General features: G+C 62.5%; 20 protein-coding genes. 17 read left to right on the top strand and 3 right to left on the bottom strand.

The annotated features are described in order from the left end of the window. The first annotated feature begins 4 nt into the window (after positions 1 to 4). From HYX42_RS16350 to HYX42_RS16420, 15 genes are all read left to right on the top strand, one after another. On the top strand, positions 5 to 475 hold the full coding sequence (locus HYX42_RS16350; protein ID WP_293404934.1) for a nuclear transport factor 2 family protein: 471 nt from the start codon (positions 5 to 7) through the stop codon (positions 473 to 475). Between the two features lie 29 nt (positions 476 to 504). After that, entirely contained in the window at positions 505 to 975 is a 471-nt protein-coding gene (locus HYX42_RS16355) for a nuclear transport factor 2 family protein (protein WP_293404936.1), read from the top strand. Positions 976 to 1,010: 35 nt separating this feature from the next. After that, a complete protein-coding gene (locus HYX42_RS16360) occupies positions 1,011 to 1,991 on the top strand; it encodes a tripartite tricarboxylate transporter substrate binding protein (protein WP_293404939.1) in 981 nt (326 codons plus the stop codon). A gap of 58 nt (positions 1,992 to 2,049) precedes the next feature. Beyond that, entirely contained in the window at positions 2,050 to 2,451 is a 402-nt protein-coding gene (locus HYX42_RS16365; RefSeq protein ID WP_293404941.1) for a DUF1924 domain-containing protein, read from the top strand. A 26-nt stretch (positions 2,452 to 2,477) separates the two neighbouring features. Next, the gene (locus HYX42_RS16370; RefSeq protein ID WP_293404943.1) at positions 2,478 to 2,957 is read left to right on the top strand and encodes a diheme cytochrome c; all 480 of its coding nucleotides are present in this window, start codon (positions 2,478 to 2,480) and stop codon (positions 2,955 to 2,957) included. A gap of 4 nt (positions 2,958 to 2,961) precedes the next feature. Next, complete coding sequence (locus tag HYX42_RS16375) at positions 2,962 to 3,654, top strand: cytochrome b/b6 domain-containing protein (RefSeq protein ID WP_293404945.1); 693 nt, start codon at positions 2,962 to 2,964, stop codon at positions 3,652 to 3,654. A 104-nt stretch (positions 3,655 to 3,758) separates the two neighbouring features. Then, entirely contained in the window at positions 3,759 to 4,427 is a 669-nt protein-coding gene (locus HYX42_RS16380; protein ID WP_293404947.1) for a response regulator transcription factor, read from the top strand. Then, on the top strand, positions 4,424 to 5,782 hold the full coding sequence (locus tag HYX42_RS16385; RefSeq protein ID WP_366931160.1) for an ATP-binding protein: 1,359 nt from the start codon (positions 4,424 to 4,426) through the stop codon (positions 5,780 to 5,782). The genes HYX42_RS16380 and HYX42_RS16385 overlap by 4 nt, the downstream gene beginning before the upstream one ends. A gap of 24 nt (positions 5,783 to 5,806) precedes the next feature. Beyond that, positions 5,807 to 6,214 (top strand): c-type cytochrome, encoded by a 408-nt coding sequence (locus HYX42_RS16390; RefSeq protein ID WP_293404949.1) that lies wholly within the window; start codon positions 5,807 to 5,809, stop codon positions 6,212 to 6,214. Between the two features lie 137 nt (positions 6,215 to 6,351). Continuing rightward, positions 6,352 to 6,987 carry a YbhB/YbcL family Raf kinase inhibitor-like protein gene (locus HYX42_RS16395; protein ID WP_293404952.1) on the top strand — a complete coding sequence of 212 codons (636 nt, stop codon included), beginning with the start codon at positions 6,352 to 6,354 and terminating at the stop codon, positions 6,985 to 6,987. A gap of 295 nt (positions 6,988 to 7,282) precedes the next feature. After that, positions 7,283 to 7,717 (top strand): glycerate kinase, encoded by a 435-nt coding sequence (locus HYX42_RS16400; RefSeq protein WP_293404954.1) that lies wholly within the window; start codon positions 7,283 to 7,285, stop codon positions 7,715 to 7,717. A gap of 121 nt (positions 7,718 to 7,838) precedes the next feature. Continuing rightward, positions 7,839 to 8,777, top strand: coding sequence for a branched-chain amino acid transaminase (locus HYX42_RS16405; RefSeq protein WP_293404957.1), 939 nt, complete (start codon positions 7,839 to 7,841; stop codon positions 8,775 to 8,777). 111 nt (positions 8,778 to 8,888) lie between these two features. Then, on the top strand, positions 8,889 to 9,098 hold the full coding sequence (locus HYX42_RS16410) for a zinc-finger domain-containing protein (RefSeq protein WP_293404960.1): 210 nt from the start codon (positions 8,889 to 8,891) through the stop codon (positions 9,096 to 9,098). Positions 9,099 to 9,213: 115 nt separating this feature from the next. Next, complete coding sequence (gene waaF / locus HYX42_RS16415; RefSeq protein ID WP_293405442.1) at positions 9,214 to 10,215, top strand: lipopolysaccharide heptosyltransferase II; 1,002 nt, start codon at positions 9,214 to 9,216, stop codon at positions 10,213 to 10,215. A 38-nt stretch (positions 10,216 to 10,253) separates the two neighbouring features. Continuing rightward, positions 10,254 to 11,306, top strand: coding sequence for a nitronate monooxygenase (locus tag HYX42_RS16420; RefSeq protein WP_293404963.1), 1,053 nt, complete (start codon positions 10,254 to 10,256; stop codon positions 11,304 to 11,306). Between the two features lie 40 nt (positions 11,307 to 11,346). On the opposite strand, the gene HYX42_RS16425 is transcribed toward HYX42_RS16420, so the two are convergent. From HYX42_RS16425 to HYX42_RS16435, 3 genes are all read right to left on the bottom strand, one after another. Next, positions 11,347 to 12,588 carry an ATP-binding protein gene (locus HYX42_RS16425; RefSeq protein WP_293404966.1) on the bottom strand — a complete coding sequence of 414 codons (1,242 nt, stop codon included), beginning with the start codon at positions 12,586 to 12,588 and terminating at the stop codon, positions 11,347 to 11,349. 156 nt (positions 12,589 to 12,744) lie between these two features. Beyond that, entirely contained in the window at positions 12,745 to 13,467 is a 723-nt protein-coding gene (locus HYX42_RS16430; protein WP_293404968.1) for a response regulator transcription factor, read from the bottom strand. 198 nt (positions 13,468 to 13,665) lie between these two features. Then, positions 13,666 to 15,051 carry an AmpG family muropeptide MFS transporter gene (locus tag HYX42_RS16435; protein WP_293404970.1) on the bottom strand — a complete coding sequence of 462 codons (1,386 nt, stop codon included), beginning with the start codon at positions 15,049 to 15,051 and terminating at the stop codon, positions 13,666 to 13,668. 31 nt (positions 15,052 to 15,082) lie between these two features. Between HYX42_RS16435 and HYX42_RS16440 the strand changes: the two genes are divergently transcribed. Both HYX42_RS16440 and HYX42_RS16445 read left to right on the top strand, forming a co-directional pair. Continuing rightward, positions 15,083 to 15,922, top strand: coding sequence for a M48 family metallopeptidase (locus tag HYX42_RS16440; protein WP_293404973.1), 840 nt, complete (start codon positions 15,083 to 15,085; stop codon positions 15,920 to 15,922). Positions 15,923 to 16,047: 125 nt separating this feature from the next. After that, positions 16,048 to 17,211: an HPP family protein gene (locus HYX42_RS16445; RefSeq protein WP_293404975.1), complete on the top strand. Its 1,164-nt coding sequence runs from the start codon at positions 16,048 to 16,050 to the stop codon at positions 17,209 to 17,211. The last annotated feature ends 153 nt before the right edge of the window (positions 17,212 to 17,364 follow it).

Here is a 17,364-nt window from a genome sequence, read left to right on the forward strand (position 1 = left end):
AGACATGGCGTTTGTTGCTTCAGAAACCTTCAGCTTCGGCACCTGGATGGCCGTACACGAGACCGTGCAGGCCTATGCGAATGCGCTCGACCATGGCGACATCGACGGCATCCTCGCGTGTTTCGATGCCAGCGCCGAGTGGCACTATTCCCCGACGGCCATGCGCCGCGGCCACGACGAGATACGCGCATTTTTTGAAGAGCGCATGAGCGTCTGGGCGCGCACCAGCCATGCCGTCTGCAGCCCGGTGCTCACGCCCGGCAGCCGGCCGGGCGAAGTGCGGTCTTCGGCCTACTTCAACTCAGAGCACATCCTGCAGGACGGTTCGCGTTACCGCGGCTGCGGACGTTATGTAGACAACATCGATCTGTCGGGCGAGCGCCCGCTCATCACTCGCCGGCAGGTGCTGGCCCATATCCTCGAAGGTTCGAACCGCGTCTACAACTATCTGCCGCGACTCGTGCCTGCTTCCTGAAATCCAACCACTCACCTGAAAGAAAATCCATGCCTTCCAGCTCCAGCAAGTTCACCTTTGACACCTGGTACCGCGTCAACGAAGCGCTGCAGGGTTATGCCGATGCGCTGGACCGCGCCGACATGGACAAGCTGCTCTCGTGGTTCGATGAAAAAGCCAAATGGCTGTATTCACCCACCGCCATGCACCAGGGCCATGACCAGATACGCGCATTTTTTGAAGAGCGTCTCGGCAAGTTTGCGCGCACCAGTCACAACGTCTGCCCGCCCGTTCTCAAGGCCGGGCCTGAAGAAGGCGTGGTCGAATCCACCGCCTATTTCACCGCTGAGCACCTGCTGTTTGACGGTTCGCGCTACCGGGTCAACGGGCGTTATGTAGACCTTGTAAAAGTCAGCGGCGAGCGCGGCAGCATCCTGCAGCGATCAGTGGTTGCCCATGTCACCGAGGGCACAGACCGCGTCTACAACATGCTGCCGCGCAAGGTCTGGCAGCCGAAGTAGGCAGTCGTCGAATCCCACCTCTTGAAAGCCCGGCCATGAACAAGAAATCCGTGAATGTTTTGTTCAGCGCTGCTGCGCTGATGCTGACGGCGTTTGCCGTATCGCCGGCGCGTGCCGACTTTCCCGAGCGCCCGGTGCGCTTCATCGTGCCCGCCACGGCGGGCGGCACGGCCGACATCCTGGCGCGCCTGCTGGCGCAGAAGCTGGGCGATGTATGGGGCAAGCCGCTCATCGTTGACAACAAGCCCGGCGGTCCGGGCGTGGTGGCCGACGAAACGCTGGCCCGTTCAAAACCCGACGGCTACACCATGGGCCTGGCGACCAGCAGCCGTGCCATTGCACCGCTGGTCCTCAAGGGCCTGAGCTACGACGTGAAGAAAGATTTCGCCGCAGTGGCAACGGTGGCCACCTCGCCCGGCCTGCTGGTGGTGAACAGTTCTGCACTCGATGTCAAAACAGCGAAAGAAGCTTTTGACCTCGCAAAGGCCAGCCCCAACAAATACAACTACGCCTCACCCGTCGCGCTGACCAATGGGCACCGCAGCATGGAACTGCTCAAGCGCGCCTCCGGTGCCCAGATCCAGCACGTGCCCTACAGGGGCGGCGCGCAGGCTGTGACGGATCTGGTCGGCGGGCAGGTGCAGTTCCTCGTCATCTCCATCCCCACCATCATCGGCCAGGTCAAGGCCGGCAAGGTGCGCGCACTGGGTGTCACCACATTGCAGCGCTTTGAAGGCATGCCCGATGTGCCCACGCTGGCAGAAACCGGCTTTCCCGGTTTTGAGTCGCAGGAGTGGTATGGCATTTACATGCCGGTGGGCGTTCCGGCGGCCATCATTGACAAGGTGGCGGCGGACGTACAGCGCATCCTGCGCAGTCCTGATGTGCGCGAGCGTTTTATCGCGCTGGGTGCGGTTCCCGCGCCGGGCGGGCCTGCCGATCTCGACCGTATGTTCCAGAAAGAATCGGACCTGTGGACCCGGCTGGTTGGTGAGATCAAGCTGCAGGCGGACTGAGCCCCTGTTAAGAAAGTCTTAATTTGCGCTGCCTACCATGGCTATCCATGGAGGTGCCATGCATATTTCGTCTCACTTTTTCCGCGCGCTGATCGTCGTCAGTGCAGCCCTCGGCCCGTTTGCCCACGCCATCACACCGGCAGAGCAGCTTGCCGCGTACACCGCACAGGCCGGTGCGCCCGCGCAGGCTGCACGCGGGCAGCAACTCTTCAACGCCAGGCATGGCAAGGAGTGGAGTTGTGCCTCCTGCCACACAGGCATGCCTACGGTGGACGGCAAGCACGCCAGCACCGGCAAAACCATCGGCCCCCTGGCGCCTGCCTTTAACCCGGAGCGTTTTACGGACACCGCAAAGTCCGACAAATGGTTCCGGCGCAACTGCAATGACGTGATGGGCCGTGAATGCACGGCTGCCGAAAAAGCCGATGTGCTGGCCTGGCTGCTGACGCTCAAGCGCTGATCTACAACTCTTACCGAAAGACAGCCATGTCACTTTTGCAATCCAGTCTCTTCGCCGGCGTGTTCACCGGCTTTGCGGTCATCTCCGGCCTTGCCCTGGCGGATGGCCCTGCCAACACCGTGCCGCTGTTGCCCAAATACAAGCAGGAGTGCGCTGCCTGCCATACGCCTTACCCGGCGGGCATGCTTCCTGCGGGCTCATGGAAACGGGTGATGGCCGGTCTGAACAAACACTACGGCACCGATGCGTCGATGGATGAAGCCAGTGTGCGCGAGATCAGTGCCTGGCTGGGCGCGAACGCCGGTACCTACAAGCGCGTGAGCGAGGAACCGCCGCAGGACCGCATCACCCAGTCAGCCTGGTTTTTGCGCAAGCACAATGCGCGTGAAGTAGCACCCGAGGTGTGGAAGCGTGCGTCTGTGGGCAGTGCCTCCAACTGCGTGGCCTGCCACACGAATGCGGCGCAGGGCAATTTCAACGAGCGCGACATCCGGATCCCGAAGTAACAACATGGCCAATACCGATAAAAAAATCCTGGTGTGGGATGCACCCGTGCGCGTTTTTCACTGGCTGATGGTGCTGAGTTTTGCCGGTGCCTGGCTGACGGCTGAAAGCGAACGCTCGCGCCTCATTCATGTGACGCTGGGCTACACCCTGGGCGGCCTGGTGGCGTTTCGTATCCTCTGGGGGCTGGTGGGTACGCGTTATGCGCGGTTTACAGAGTTTGTGCGTGGCCCGGCTGCCATCAGGGGTTACCTGACGCACATGCTGCGGCTTGCAGGCCATGTGTTTGCGCCGCGCGCTGATTCCGCGCGTCAGCAGGCGGGCGCTGTCCACACGGCCCAGCCAGAGCACCATGTGGGTCACAACCCGGCTGGTGCCGTGGCGATAGTGTTGTTGCTGCTCTCCAGCGTGCTTATTGTTGCAACCGGCTGGGCCACCTACAACGACATCGGGGGCAACTGGATTGCCGAATTGCATGAAGGTGCTTCGTCGTTCATGCTGGCTTTGGTGTTTGTGCATGTCGCGGGTGTGGCGCTGGCGAGCTGGCTGCACCGTGAAAACCTGGTGCGCGCCATGCTCGACGGCAAAAAAGACGGCGTGGCCCATCAGGGCATTCGCCGCAGCTGGTCCGTGCTGGCGGTCATCATGCTGCTGGCAGTCATCGGTTTCTGGTGGCTGCAGTGGCGTGGTGCCGCTTGACGGCAGGCCGCACAATACGAGGCCTGGCAGGACTTCGGCGAAAACATCGCCGGTGCCGGCCATGGCCCCGGCAAAAAACAATGTACTGACACAGGCACGCATCCATGCGCGTACTACTTGCTGAAGACGATCCGATTCTTGGCGACGGCCTGCAGGCCGGGCTTCGCCAGTTGGGTTTTCAGGTCGACTGGGTGCGTGACGGCCTGGCTGCAACGCGCGAGCTGGCTGGCGGCGCCTATGCCGCTGCGGTGCTGGACCTCGGTCTTCCCCTCCGGGATGGCCTGGATGTGCTTCGCGCCACACGCTCCCGCAACATCAACACCCCCGTGCTGGTGCTGACCGCACGCGACGCCGTGCCGGACCGCATCACAGGCCTTAACCTGGGCGCAGATGACTACGTCGTCAAACCGGTGGACCTGCATGAACTGGCCGCGCGCCTGCGTTCGCTCGTGCGCCGTGCGAATGGGCAGTCGCAGGGCATCCTGCATTGCGGCGCTGTGTCGCTGGACCCGTCAGCGCGCCAGGTGCTTCATGACGGCAGGGCTGTAGCCTTGTCGTTGCGCGAGTTCGACCTGCTGCACGCGCTCATGCTGCACCCGGGCCGCGTCATGTCGCGGGAGCAGCTTGAGCAGCAGCTTTACAGCTGGGGTTATGAGGTCGACAGCAACGCCGTCGAGGTGCACATCCACCACCTTCGCCGCAAGCTGTACCCTGGCCTGATCCAGACCGTGCGCGGCGTTGGATACATCATGCCGAAGGAGGTCATTGCGTGACACTCACGGTGCCGCACCAGTGGTCGTTGCAGCGCCGTCTGCTGATGCTGGTGCTTGGCATGGTGGCCGCCTTGTGGGTGGTTGCAGCAGGCGTGACCTGGTATGACGCCCGCCATGAACTTGACGAACTGCTTGACGGCCACCTCGCGCAGGCAGCCGCCCTGCTGATCGTGCAGCAGGCCACCGAAGGGAGTGACGACGGCATTGCAGATGCGCCATCGCTGCACAAATATGCGCCGCGTGTGGCGTTTCAGGTATTTCACGAAGGGCGGCTGGTCATGCGCTCTGCCAACACGCAGGCCGTGCCCATGTCGCCCGTGAGCGCCGGCTTTGCCACCGTCACCCTGGCCGACGGCCAGGACTGGCGCGTCTTTGGCGCGAGGGGCGCACACAATGATGTGCAGGTGTATGTCGGTGAGCAGACAGCCGCGCGTCACGAAGTCATGCGCGCCATCCTGCGCAGCGTTCTCTGGCCGTTGATGGTCGCCTTGCCCCTGCTGGCGCTGGCTGTCTGGTGGGCGGTGCGCCGTGGGCTGCTGCCCCTGTGGCAACTGGGGGATGCGCTGGGTCAGCGGCAGGCCAGTGACCTTGAGCCCGTGGTGCTGGCCCACATGCCGTCTGAAATGCAGGCGCCCGTCAAGGCGCTCAACGACCTTTTCGCGCGTGTGGCGCGCATGGTGGAGTCCGAGCGCCGCTTCACTGCTGATGCCGCGCATGAACTGCGCACCCCGATAGCTGCCATTCGTGCCCAGGCCCAGGTCGCGCTAGGCGCCGGCACGGACACCGCGCAGCGTGAGCATGCGCTGCGGTTCACGCTGGCGGGCTGCGACCGTGCCACCAGGCTTGTAGAGCAATTACTGACGCTGGCGCGTGTAGAGGCTGCACCTGCGGCGAATGCATCGGCACTCGACATGGCCGAACTGGTGCGCCGCGTGGCAGCCGACCTGGCGCCGGACGCACTGGCACGCAAGCAGCATCTCGAGCTTGATGCCGCGGACGGCTGCATCCTCATGGGCGACGAGGTGCTGACAGCTGTGCTGGTGCGCAATTTGCTGGACAACGCCATTCGCTACAGTCCCTTGCAGGGGACTGTCCGCGTGCACGTGGCCACCGGGGACGGGTCGCTGTCACTGCGCGTGGAAGACAGCGGCCCCGGCCTGGATGATGAAGCCTTGAGCCGCCTGGGCGAGCGGTTTTACCGCCAGCCTGGCCAGGACCAGCCAGGCAGCGGCCTGGGCTGGTCAATAGTAAAAAGAATCGCGGCGGTCACCGGCGCAGAGCTGGAGTCTGGCCGTTCCCCCGAGCTTGGCGGGCTGGCCGTGAATGTGCGCTGGCCAGTGGCTACCAGGCCATGAATGGAATTTTTGAAGGTTGAAACCATGAACTCCACCCGACTTGCGTGCCTTCCCTTTCTTGCACTGGCGCTGACCCAGCTTCAGACGGCGGGCGCGCAAACCCTTCTGACCGGCGAGCAGGTCTACAAACAGACCTGTGCGGCCTGCCACGGCAGCGGTGTGGCGGATGCCCCCCAGTTTGGCGACCGCAAAAAATGGAAACCCCTGATCGCCGAAGGCCAACACGTGCTCACCGCCCATGCCTGGGTGGGGGTGCGAGGCATGCCGTCCAAAGGTGGCCGTGCCGATTTGTCGCTTGAAGAGTTCGCCCGCGCCGTGGCATTCATGTCACGCGAGGCGGGCGGAAAGTGGCAGGACCCGGACCCCAAAATGATGGAGAAAATCCGGCATGAAGAAAAGCGCCGGATCGCGAGCGTCAATCACAAGAAGTGACATGCCCAACCACAGGCGTTTGTGCTTGTGCCCGGCGGGGGTGCGTGAAGGCGGTTTTTCCTACAGCTGGCCTGCCCGCGTGCGGTTAACTTCAATCCTGTCACCACAACATCGCTTGCCGCAGGAGCCAACTTTCCATGCTTGAAAACCTTCCCGATGCCCTTGGCCATGCACTGCGCGACCTGCGTGCCGGCATGGACGAGCTTGCCTTCAACACGGCCGGGCTGCGCAGCGGTATGGCGGCCATCACGGTCACCAGCCTGGCATTTGTTGACCACGGACCGGTTCCCGCACGTTACACCGCCGATGGCGAAGGCCTGTCACCACCGCTGCAGTGGGGCGGCGTGCCGGCAGGCACCGAGTCGGTGGTGCTGATTGTTGAAGACGCCGACGCCCCCACGCCGCGCCCGCTGGTGCATGCCATCGTGGTAGATCTGCCCGCGGGTGACGGCGGCCTGCCCGAAGGCGCGCTCAGAAGCCCCGACCACGAAGGCCAGGAGGTGCATGAGGGCCGCAACTCCTACCTGATGGCCGGCTGGCTACCACCCGACCCGCCGCCCGGCCACGGCAAGCACCGATATGCCTTCCAGGTGTTTGCGCTGGGCGCCATAGGCGTGGGCGAGGAATTCGGCGACACCCCCGGCCGCGACGCCCTGATGTACGCCATACGCGAGCGCGCCATTGCCAGCGGCCTGTTGATCGGCACCTATGAGCGGCCGGACACGTCCATCCCCATGGACAAGCTGGTGCCTGTGATACCTGCTGGCGCCTGATTAGCGACAGAAGTGAGTAAATTTGCTATAAATTTAGTAGCTGTTCACGTGCGTATTTATTGGCCTGCAGCCCGATTTGATGCCTGAAAATCAGCTTTTTGGGCTGTTTTTTTCATTTTTTAGCGCCCGCACGGCTTTTGGAGGACGAAAAGTTAATACCTATATTAACTTTTCATAATTTTTAACGTACACATTAAAAATATGCCGTAAAGCGCAAAAAATCTTTTAATGCGCATGGCCTCTATCTAAGCGTTGCCCACAAGTCTGGCTATTTCGGTGCTGCGAAAATAGCCCCATGAACTTTCAAAAGATATTCGTCCCCATCGCAGGCATCGCCGCCGTCGTCCTGGCTTACCGTTTCTACGGCTGGCAGGGTGTGGCCGGTGTGGTGTCCATGCTGGTGTTCTGGGTGCTGCTTAACTTCAACCGCATGATGCAGGTGCTCAAGCGCGCCGCCAACCGGCCCATTGGTTATGTTGACAGCGCCGTCATGCTCAACGCCAAACTCAAGCCCGGCATGACGCTGATGCATGTGATTGCCATGACCAAGGCACTGGGCGAGCTCAAGTCGCCAAAAGACACGCAACCCGAGGTGTTCGCCTGGACGGATGGTTCCGAGTCGCGTGTGACTGCCACCTTTGTCAGCGGCAAGCTGTCGCACCATGAACTCTTCCGTCCGCAGCCCGAAGACCCGCCGACACCCACCCCGCCCGAGCTGCCCCCGGCCTGATCTGGCGATAGTTCGCCCGCCCCGTAAAATCGTTGTTTCAGGTTTTGCAGCTCCCCGCCGGCCGGCGGGCTGCACCTGACTGAGCAGAACAACCACGACATCACCACAGGATCACATCACCATGTCCCCAGTAGCACCCTCCATGGCAGACCGCGACGGCAAAATCTGGATGGACGGCCAGATGGTCGACTGGCGCGACGCCAAGATCCATGTGCTCAGCCACACCCTGCATTACGGCTGCGGCGCGTTTGAAGGTGTACGCGCCTACAAGACCGTGAACGGCACCGCCATCTTCCGCATGGAAGAGCACACCGAGCGTTTTTTCAACAGCGCCAAGATTCTGCGCATGAAGATTCCCTTCACCCAGCAGGAAATCAACGAGGCGCAAAAAGCCGTTGTGCGCGAGAACAAACTTGAAAGCGGCTATCTCCGCCCCCTGACCTGGATTGGCTCGCAAAAGCTGGGCGTCAGCCCGCGCGGCAACACCATACACGCCATGGTCGCGGCCTGGGAGTGGGGTGCTTACCTGGGTGAAGAAGGCATGAAGCGCGGCATCCGCGTCAAGACCTCCAGCTACACCCGCCACCATGTCAACATCACCATGACGCAGGCCAAGGCCGTCAGCAACTACACCAACTCCATCCTCGCCAACATGGAGGCGCTGGACGATGGCTACGACGAGGCCCTGCTGCTCGATGCTTCGGGTTTTGTGAGCGAAGGCGCAGGCGAGAACATCTTTATCGTCAAGGGCGGCGTGGTCTACACGCCCGATCTGTCGGCCGGCGCACTGAACGGCATCACCCGCAACACCATCCTGCACATCTGCAAGGACCTGGGCCTGGAACTGGTGCAAAAGCGCATCACGCGTGACGAGGTCTACATCGCCGACGAAGCCTTCTTTACCGGCACGGCCGCTGAAGTCACACCGATTCGCGAACTCGACCGCATAGAGATCGGCATAGGCTCACGCGGCCCCATCACCGAGAAAATCCAGAATGCGTTTTTTGACATCGTCAATGGACGTAATCCAAAGTACGCCCACTGGCTCACCAAGGTATGAGCCCCCACGCTTGTCACTTCGTGTACTACGCTGCCCCTTTTCACGTTGTAAGGGGCCGTGCCTTGCCTGGGGCGGCCCGGCGCTGCGGCATTCTTTGAAAGCACAACATATATGACCACCACAGCATCCGTTGAACTGCTTGCTTCCGACCTGAACCACCAGGGCGGCGTGTTCTGCCCCAGCCCCAAGGCCGACATGAAGATCTGGAACAGCCACCCCAAGGTTTACCTGGACGTGGCGCGCACCGGCAGCGCCAAGTGCCCGTATTGCGGCACGGTCTACGCCTTGAAGGCCGGCGAGCATTTCGGTTCTGGCCACTAGGACCTGCTTGGCCACATCCCTGCAAGCAGCCGCCGCGGAACCGGCTCCGCCGGGCCGCCAGCGGCGCCCCCCCGGGGGGGAGACGGCCGCAGGCCGTCATGGGGGGGCTTCGTTAATCATTGCCCCGCAGTGGATCGGCGACGCGGTCATGACCGAGCCGCTCATCCGTCGCCTGGCAGCGCGCGGCGAAAAACTCACCGTCGGCGCGCTTCCCTGGGTCGCGCCGGTCTACCGCGCCATGCCCCAGGTGGCCGAGGTCATTGAATTTCCTTTCGCGCATGGCGGCCTGCAGTTCCGCGAACGGCGTGCGATTGCCAAACGCATTCAGGGCCAGTTCGAAAGGGCCTACGTTCTTCCCAATTCCCTGAAGAGCGCACTGCTGCCTTTTCTGGCCAGCATCCCCGAACGCATAGGCTATTTCGGCGAGGCACGTGTTGGCCTGCTGACGCATCGCCTCAAGAACCCGAAGAACAAGCCACCCATGGTGGCGTTTTATTCGGCCCTCAGCGGTGAGGGCGGACTGGATGCAGACCGTCCGCAACTGCAGATGGGCGAAGCAGACATCGACAAAAGCCTGTCCGAACTCGGCGTGCAGCGCGGCGGGTTTTACGTGTTTGCGCCTGGCGCTGAATACGGTCCGGCCAAGCGCTGGCCTGCCCAACACTTTTCAGAACTGGCTGCGCAGCTCGACAAGCCCGTGATGCTGCTCGGCTCCGGCAAGGAGGCCGCGCTGTGCGACGAAATCGCAGCGCCGGTCAATGCCGCGAAGGCAGGCCAGTGCATCAACTTTGCAGGCCGTACCTCGCTGCTTCAGGCCCTGTGCCTCATCGCCGCAAGCAAGGCCACCATCAGCAACGACTCCGGCCTCATGCATGTGGCTGCAGCATTCGGTGTGCCGCAGGTGGCCATATTCGGCTCATCAAGCCCGCTGCATACGCCGCCGCTAAGTGGCAAGGCAGCTGTGCTCTGGCTCAAAAATGATTTGACCTATCAGCCGCCGCTGGACTGCGCCCCGTGCTTCGAGCGCGAATGCCCGCTGGGCCACACGCGCTGCCTCAATGACATCAGCGCGCAGCGCGTGCTTGACGGCTTGCAACAGGTCGCTCCGTCAACTTGAAAGACGCCTGGTGACCGGGCCACATACAGGGGAAACACATGACTGCAAGGCAAACATCGCTCAAGGCCATGCTGGGCACAGAGCTGCCCCTGATCCAGGCGCCCATGGCTGGCGTGCAGGGCAGCGCCATGGCGGTTGCAGTCTGCAACGCTGGCGGCCTGGGGTCCCTGCCCTGCGCCATGCTGAGCCTGCAGGCCCTGCAAGGCGAGCTGGACACCATCAGCAAACAAACCAGCAAGCCGTACAACGTCAATTTTTTCTGTCATGAGCCGCCGGTGGTCAGCACCGAACGCGAGGCGGCATGGCGGCAAGCGCTGGCACCCTATTACGCCGAACTGGGTCTGGATGTAGCCACCGTGCCACCGGGTGCGGGCCGCTCGCCTTTCAGCCACGAAGCGGCCGATGTGCTGGAGGCCTTCAAGCCCGCTGTGGTGAGTTTTCATTTCGGCCTGCCTTCACCAGACCTGCTGGCCAGGGTGCGCGCCTGGGGCGCCGTTGTACTGGCATCGGCGACCACGGTGGCTGAAGCGCGCTGGCTGGAAGCGAACGGCGCTGACGCCATCATTGCCCAGGGGCTGGAAGCGGGCGGCCATCGCGGCATGTTTCTCACGGACGAGGTGAGCACCCAGCTGGGCAGCTTTGCGCTGCTGCCGCAGGTCGTGAATGCGGTGGGTGTTCCCGTGATTGCCGCAGGCGGTATTGCAGATGCCAGGGGTGTGGCCGCAGCGATGGCGATGGGTGCTTCCGCCGTGCAGGTGGGCACGGCCTATATGTTGTGCCCGGAAGCCACCACCAGCGCCGTGCACCGGGCGGCGTTCAAAAGCGGGGCTGCCAGCCATACCGCATTGACCAATCTGTTCACCGGCAGGCCGGCGCGAGGCATCATGAATCGTGTCATGCAGGAACTTGGCCCCCTGAGCGCCGCGCCGCCGGCATTTCCACTGGCCACTGCCGCGATCGCACCGCTGCGCGCGCGCGCCGAAAGCCTGGGCCTGGGTGATTTCTCGCCCCTCTGGTCTGGGCAGAACAACAGCACTTGCAGAGAAATTCCTGCAGCGCAACTGACACGCGAGCTGATCGCCGGCGTTTGATTGGCCCCGGCCAGATTCGGCCCATGGAGAAAAAGAAGGCTCAGGCCTGATGCACTGGCAACTCGACAACGAATGAAGCGCCACCGCCCGGCCTGCCTTCACACCGCGCCGTACCGCCGTGGCGCTGGCTGATGGACTTGACCAGCGCCAGGCCCAGGCCCACACCGCCCTCACGCTCGCTCGCGCCAGGCAGGCGATAGAAGGGCTCAAAGATGCGCTCGCGCTGGGCTTCGGGCACGCCGGGGCCACGGTCGTTCACCTTGATGACGGCGAGTTCACGGCTGCCCCGCTTGACCTGCGAGAGCTCAAGGCTGATGTCGCCATTGCTGTATCGCCTGGCGTTCTCAAGCAGGTTGCGGATCAGGCGGCGCAGCAGGCGTGGCGAGCCCTGCAGCGTCAGGCTGCGGCTGGTGGTGCTTACGCCCAGGCTGGTATTACCCGACTGACCCGACTGGCCCGGCGATGCGGCATCCAGGTCTGCACTCAGTTCAGCATTGACGCGTGAGCATTCTTCTGCGGCAAGCCCGGTGAGGTCCAGGCGCTCAAAGGGTTCGGCATCGGATTGCCGTGCATCGAGCCGGCTGGCCAGCAGGATTTCGTCAATCAGCTGGTCGAGCTCGTTGATGCTGCGCGAGATTTCCATGCGCTGCGGCGAGTTGGCATCGGCACCCATCAACTCAAGGCCCATGCGTATGCGGGCCAGGGGCGAACGCAACTCGTGCGATGCGTTGGCCAGCAGCGACTTGTGTGAATTCATCAAGGTTTCAATGCGCTCGGCCGCGTGGTTGAAACGCGCGGCCAGGAAAGCCACCTCATCGCTGCCTTCGGCGCTGACGCGTGCAGACAGGTCGCCTTCGCCCCAGCGCTCGACGCCGCGCTGCAGCGACTCCAGCCTGAGCGTCAGGCGGCGCATGACCGGATAGGCGCCGACGGCAACAGCCAAGCCGACAACGATGAGCATCCAGCCAAAGTCAAACGGCGGGCGGCCCCATGGCGGCGGCGGCGGGCGCTTGGGGCGCGGCATCAGCAGCTTCAGGTTCTGGCCATCCCTGGTGACGACGTCGAACTCCAGGTCATCACCCAGCTTGCGGTCGGGTTTTGTCTGTGCGGTGCCAATGACTTCGCCATTCGTGTTGTGCACCAGCACCTCGCGTATGGGCAGTTGCGGCGGGTCTTTGGTGAAGCGCCAGGCGGCAGCGACCAGAAAGGTCAGCACCACCACGGTGGCGACCACAGCCAGCCAGATGCGGACATAAAGGTGTGAGGTGAACCGTGTCCACATATGGAGCTCCTATAAACCCAATTGTCGGGCGCATGGCGTCGTTGCGCGGTGCTCGGAATCCTCATGCACCGAGGTGCATTCCGGTGTCCTGCGCTCCGGGCGCCTCGCCCTGCATCCCGACAATTGCATTTCTAGAAGCTCCATAGCCATTTTTCTTCAGTCTTGTTGTTTGGCGAAAACGTAGCCCACGCCGCGCACCGTCAGTATGCGTTTCGGGTCTTTCGGGTCGGCCTCGATGGCGCTGCGTATGCGGCCCATGTGCACGTCGATGGATCGGTCAAAGGCCTCCAGTTCACGGCCGCGCACGGCTTCCATGATCTGGTCGCGGCTCAGCACACGGCCGGAGCGTTCGGCCAGCGCCACCAGCAAGTCGAACTGGTATGACGTGAGCTCGCAGGCGTTGCCTGACACCGTGACAGTGCGCGCGTCGCGGTCGATTTCAAGCGAGCCGAAACGCATGACTTTCTGTACGCCGTTGCTGCCACTTGCGCTGCCGGTTTCGCCGCCACGGCGCAGCACGGCGCGTATGCGGGCCAGCAACTCGCGCGGCTCAAACGGTTTGGGCAGGTAGTCGTCAGCGCCGATTTCAAGGCCGACGATGCGGTCCATCGGGTCGCCTTTGGCAGTCAGCATCAGCACGGCGGTGCCGGCCTGCTCGCTGCCCTGACCCTTGATGCGGCGACAGACTTCAAGTCCGTCCATGTCGGGCAGCATCAGGTCCAGGATGACGAGGTCGGGCGTGCTGGTCTGCAGCGCTGCGAGGCCGCTGTTGCCGTCGGCTGCATGGGTAAAACCATAACCAGACTGGCGCAGGTATTCACCCACCATGTTGGCCAGGCGGGTATCGTCTTCAATCATTAAAAGTTGCTGTTGAGCCATGAGCGAGTCCTCCTTGACGCGGCAAGCGCGTGAATCGCAATGTGTAAATGGTGCGTTGCACGCAACAAGTGCGCTTGTAGCCACCGTAAAGTTGCGGTAAACCGGCAACGGAGCACGACCTTATAACGGCTCCATGCCCTTTGCTGTAAGACAAAAACACCCCTCAACCCAAGCATCCGCGGATGACTTCACGCCTCTTCAGGCTCCTTCGGGCTTTTTCATCCGTGATGCCAGCCACACCAGTACCAGCACCGGCAGGCCAAGGATCGCAGTGGCGGTGAAGAAGTGCGTATAGCCAAAGGCATCCACATACTTGCCTGAATAACCCGCCAGGAATTTTGGCAGCAGCAGCATCATGGAGCTGAACAGCGCGTACTGCGTGGCCGAATAATTGATGTTGGTCAGGCTTGAGAGGTAGGCAATGAATGCTGCCGATGCGATGCCGCTTGAGAGGTTGTCTGCAGAGATCACAAAGATCAGCGCATTGACGTCATGGCCGCGCGAACCCAGCCAGGCGAACAGCAGATTGCTGCCGGCGCTCAGCGCGGCACCCAGCATCAGCACTTTCATCACGCCGAAGCGCATGGCCAGCGCGCCGCCGATAAACGCGCCGGCCAGCGTCATGATGACGCCGTAGATCTTGGTGACGGCCGCCACTTCATCCTTGGTGTAGCCCATGTCCACATAAAACGGGTTGGCCATGATGCCCATCACGACATCGCTGATGCGGTAGATGGCGATCAAAGCAAGTATCAGCACGGCCTGTTTGCCGTAGCGGCGTAAAAAATCGGCGAAGGGCTCGACCAGCGCGCTCTTGAGCCACTCGGCCGCATTGCGTGACGGCGCAAGCGGCCGCGCTGCAGGTTCTGGCGACAGCAGCACCGTGGCAACGCCCAGCAGCATGGATACCGCCATCACCAGGTAGGCTGTCTGCCAGGCACCCTGCTGATAGCCCGTGACACCCGCCACCTCTGCACGTGCTGCAATCCACAGCGCGCCTGCACCCGCCCAGATCATGGCGATGCGGTAACCCGTCTGGTAACTGGCGGCCAGCGCGGCCTGGCGCTGAACATCGGCCGATTCGATGCGATAGGCGTCAAGCGCGATGTCCTGCGTGGCCGAACCAAAGGCCACGGCCAGAGCACACCACACCACAGGCATCAACGCCAGTCGGGGGTCGGTCAGCGCCATGCCGACAAGTGCGGCAATGATGGTCAGTTGCGACAGCAGCAGCCAGCTGCGGCGGCGGCCCAGCAGGCGTGTCAGCACCGGGATGGGCAGGCGGTCCACCAGGGGCGCCCAGACCCACTTGAAGCCATAGGCCAGGCCGACCCAGCTTAAAAACCCGATGGTGGTGCGATCAATGCCGGCTTCGCGCAGCCAGAAGCTCAGCGTGCCGAATACGAGGAGCAAGGGGAGACCGGCAGAAAAACCCAGCAACAACATGCGCAGGGTGGCTGCTTCCGTATAGACCTTCCAGACATCGCGCCAGCCCGCCTTTGCGGCAGGCGTGGTGCCAGATGTGTTGACAGAGGGCTCGTGACTGGAAGCGGACGCAGTAAAAGAAGGGGTTTTTTCTGACATGGGTCTTTCTGTTTGTCACTATTATTCACGCATGTGCTATCTATGTGAGGCCAAAAATTCTGCCTGGGCTGGCCGCCGGGGTTTCATGCTGGGCGCCGGCATTGTGGCCGCCACTGCTGCCGTGCCAGCGCTCGCGCAGGTAGAGGTCGGTCCGTCGTCCAACTTTCGCAAGCTGATTCCGGCTGAAGACCTGGAAAACGCCGCCTCGCAGGAATACGCCAAGATGATCGCTGAGGCCAAAGCCAAAGGTGCGCTTGCACCCGCCGGCTACCCCCAGCTCCAGCGGCTGCGCAACATCGCTTCGAAACTGATACCGCAAGCCGCGCAGTGGAACGACCGCGCCAGACAATGGAACTGGCAGGTCAACCTGCTGGGCAGCAAGGAGCTCAATGCCTTCTGCATGCCGGGCGGCAAGATCGCCTTCTACACCGGCATTCTGGACCAGCTCAAATTGACCGACGACGAAGCCGCCATGATCATGGGCCACGAAATGGCCCACGCGCTGCGCGAACACGCCCGCGCCCGTATCGCCAAAAGCCAGGGCACGGGCACGTTGCTGTCGCTCGGTGCACAGCTGCTGGGCCTCGGCCAGATGGGTGATCTGGCCGCCAATGTGGGCACACAATTGCTCACGCTGCGTTTCAGCCGTGAGGACGAAACCGATGCCGATCTGGTGGGTCTTGAACTGGCCGCGCGCGGCGGCTACAACCCTCAGGCCGCCGTCAGCCTCTGGGAAAAAATGGGCCAGGCCGGCGGCGGTGCTGGTGGCCCCGGCTTTTTGTCTACCCACCCCTCTGGCCCTGACCGCATCCGCCAGCTACAGGCGAATGTGCCCAAGGTTCAGGGCCTGTATCAGCGCGCCCGCGGTTAAAAGGCAAAACGCAAAAGGCGGAATGTCGCTCATCTGACGTGACGCCGGCTATGGCGGCAGTCCGGGCCGCAGTGTCCTAAACTCCGCAGGTGAGTTTCCCATCTCCACACGCTGACTCCCACGAAGTGCAAGGACGTTCAAACAGCGTGCTGTCGCGCAACTGGTGGCGTGCCTTTCTTCCCGGCCGTGCAGGCGTTGATGCGCGTGAAGGGCTGCGGCTGGTAGCAGGCGCATTCCTCGGCATAGTGCTCACCGGATGGCTGTGTCACCTGCTGGGTGTTTCCGCGACGCCCTCCCTGCCCTGGCTGGTCGCACCGCTGGGTGCCAGTGCCCTTCTTGTTTTTACAACCCCCGCCAGCCCCATGGCCCAGCCCTGGGCGGTTGTGGCGGGCAACACATTGTCGGCATTGGTGGGCATTGCCTTTGCGCATGGCATGGGCTTTCCGCTCCTGCCTGAGCTGGCTGCGGGCATGGCGGTCGCTACTGCCATCGTCGTCATGCTGGCCTTGCGCTGCCTGCACCCGCCCGGCGGCGCGATGGCGCTGATGATGGTGCTGGGCGGCATTCGCGATCCAGGCTTTGCGCTGTATCCCGTCATGCTCAACTCGGTGTTGCTGGTGCTCATGGGCATTGCCTACAATAACGCCACGCGCAGGCCCTATCCCCATATGCAGCTGGCTGCCGACGACCATGCCATGTCCGGCCATGAAGACCAGCTTGATGCCGACCTCGACGCCGTGCTGGCGCGCTACAACCAGGTGCTGGACATCAGCCGTGACGACCTGAAGGCGCTGCTGTCGGAAACGCAACTGCGCGCCTATGACCGCAAGCTGGCCGATGTGCGCTGCGCAGATATCATGTCGCGGCAACTTGTTACCGTTGAATTCGGCACGCCGCTGCAGGAAGCCTGGGCCCTGCTGCGCGAGCGCCGCATCAAGGCGCTGCCGGTGGTCGACAAGGCCTTTCGCATCGCCGGCATCATCACCGTGGCCGATTTCATGCGCGCGGCCGAGCTTGATCTGTATGAGGGTTTTGACGAAAAGCTGCGCAAGCTGATTCGCACGACACGCAGTTCGTATTCAGACAAGCCCGAGGTCGTGGGTCAGATCATGACCCGCAATGTGCGCGTCGCCGGCGAGCAGAAAAGGCTGGTAGAACTGGTGCCGCTGTTCGGCAGCACCGGCCACCACCACATTCCCATCATCGGTGAGGGCGGCAAGCTCACGGGAATGATCACGCAGTCCGACCTGGTCGCTGCGCTGGGCCGCGCTGTCGATCCGGCTGCCTAGGCATCTGGACCCTGCTGGGCCCAAAGGGGCTCCCTCTGCATTTCAACACTGACTCCTGAACAACCGGGCTTGGCACACCTCTTGCATCTATTCTTGGATACAAGATTGGATTTCTCAAAATGGTGCACAGCGTCATTCCCGATGTTCAGAAGC

Source organism: Polaromonas sp., assembly GCF_016185115.1.
GTDB lineage: Bacteria > Pseudomonadota > Gammaproteobacteria > Burkholderiales > Burkholderiaceae_C > Polaromonas.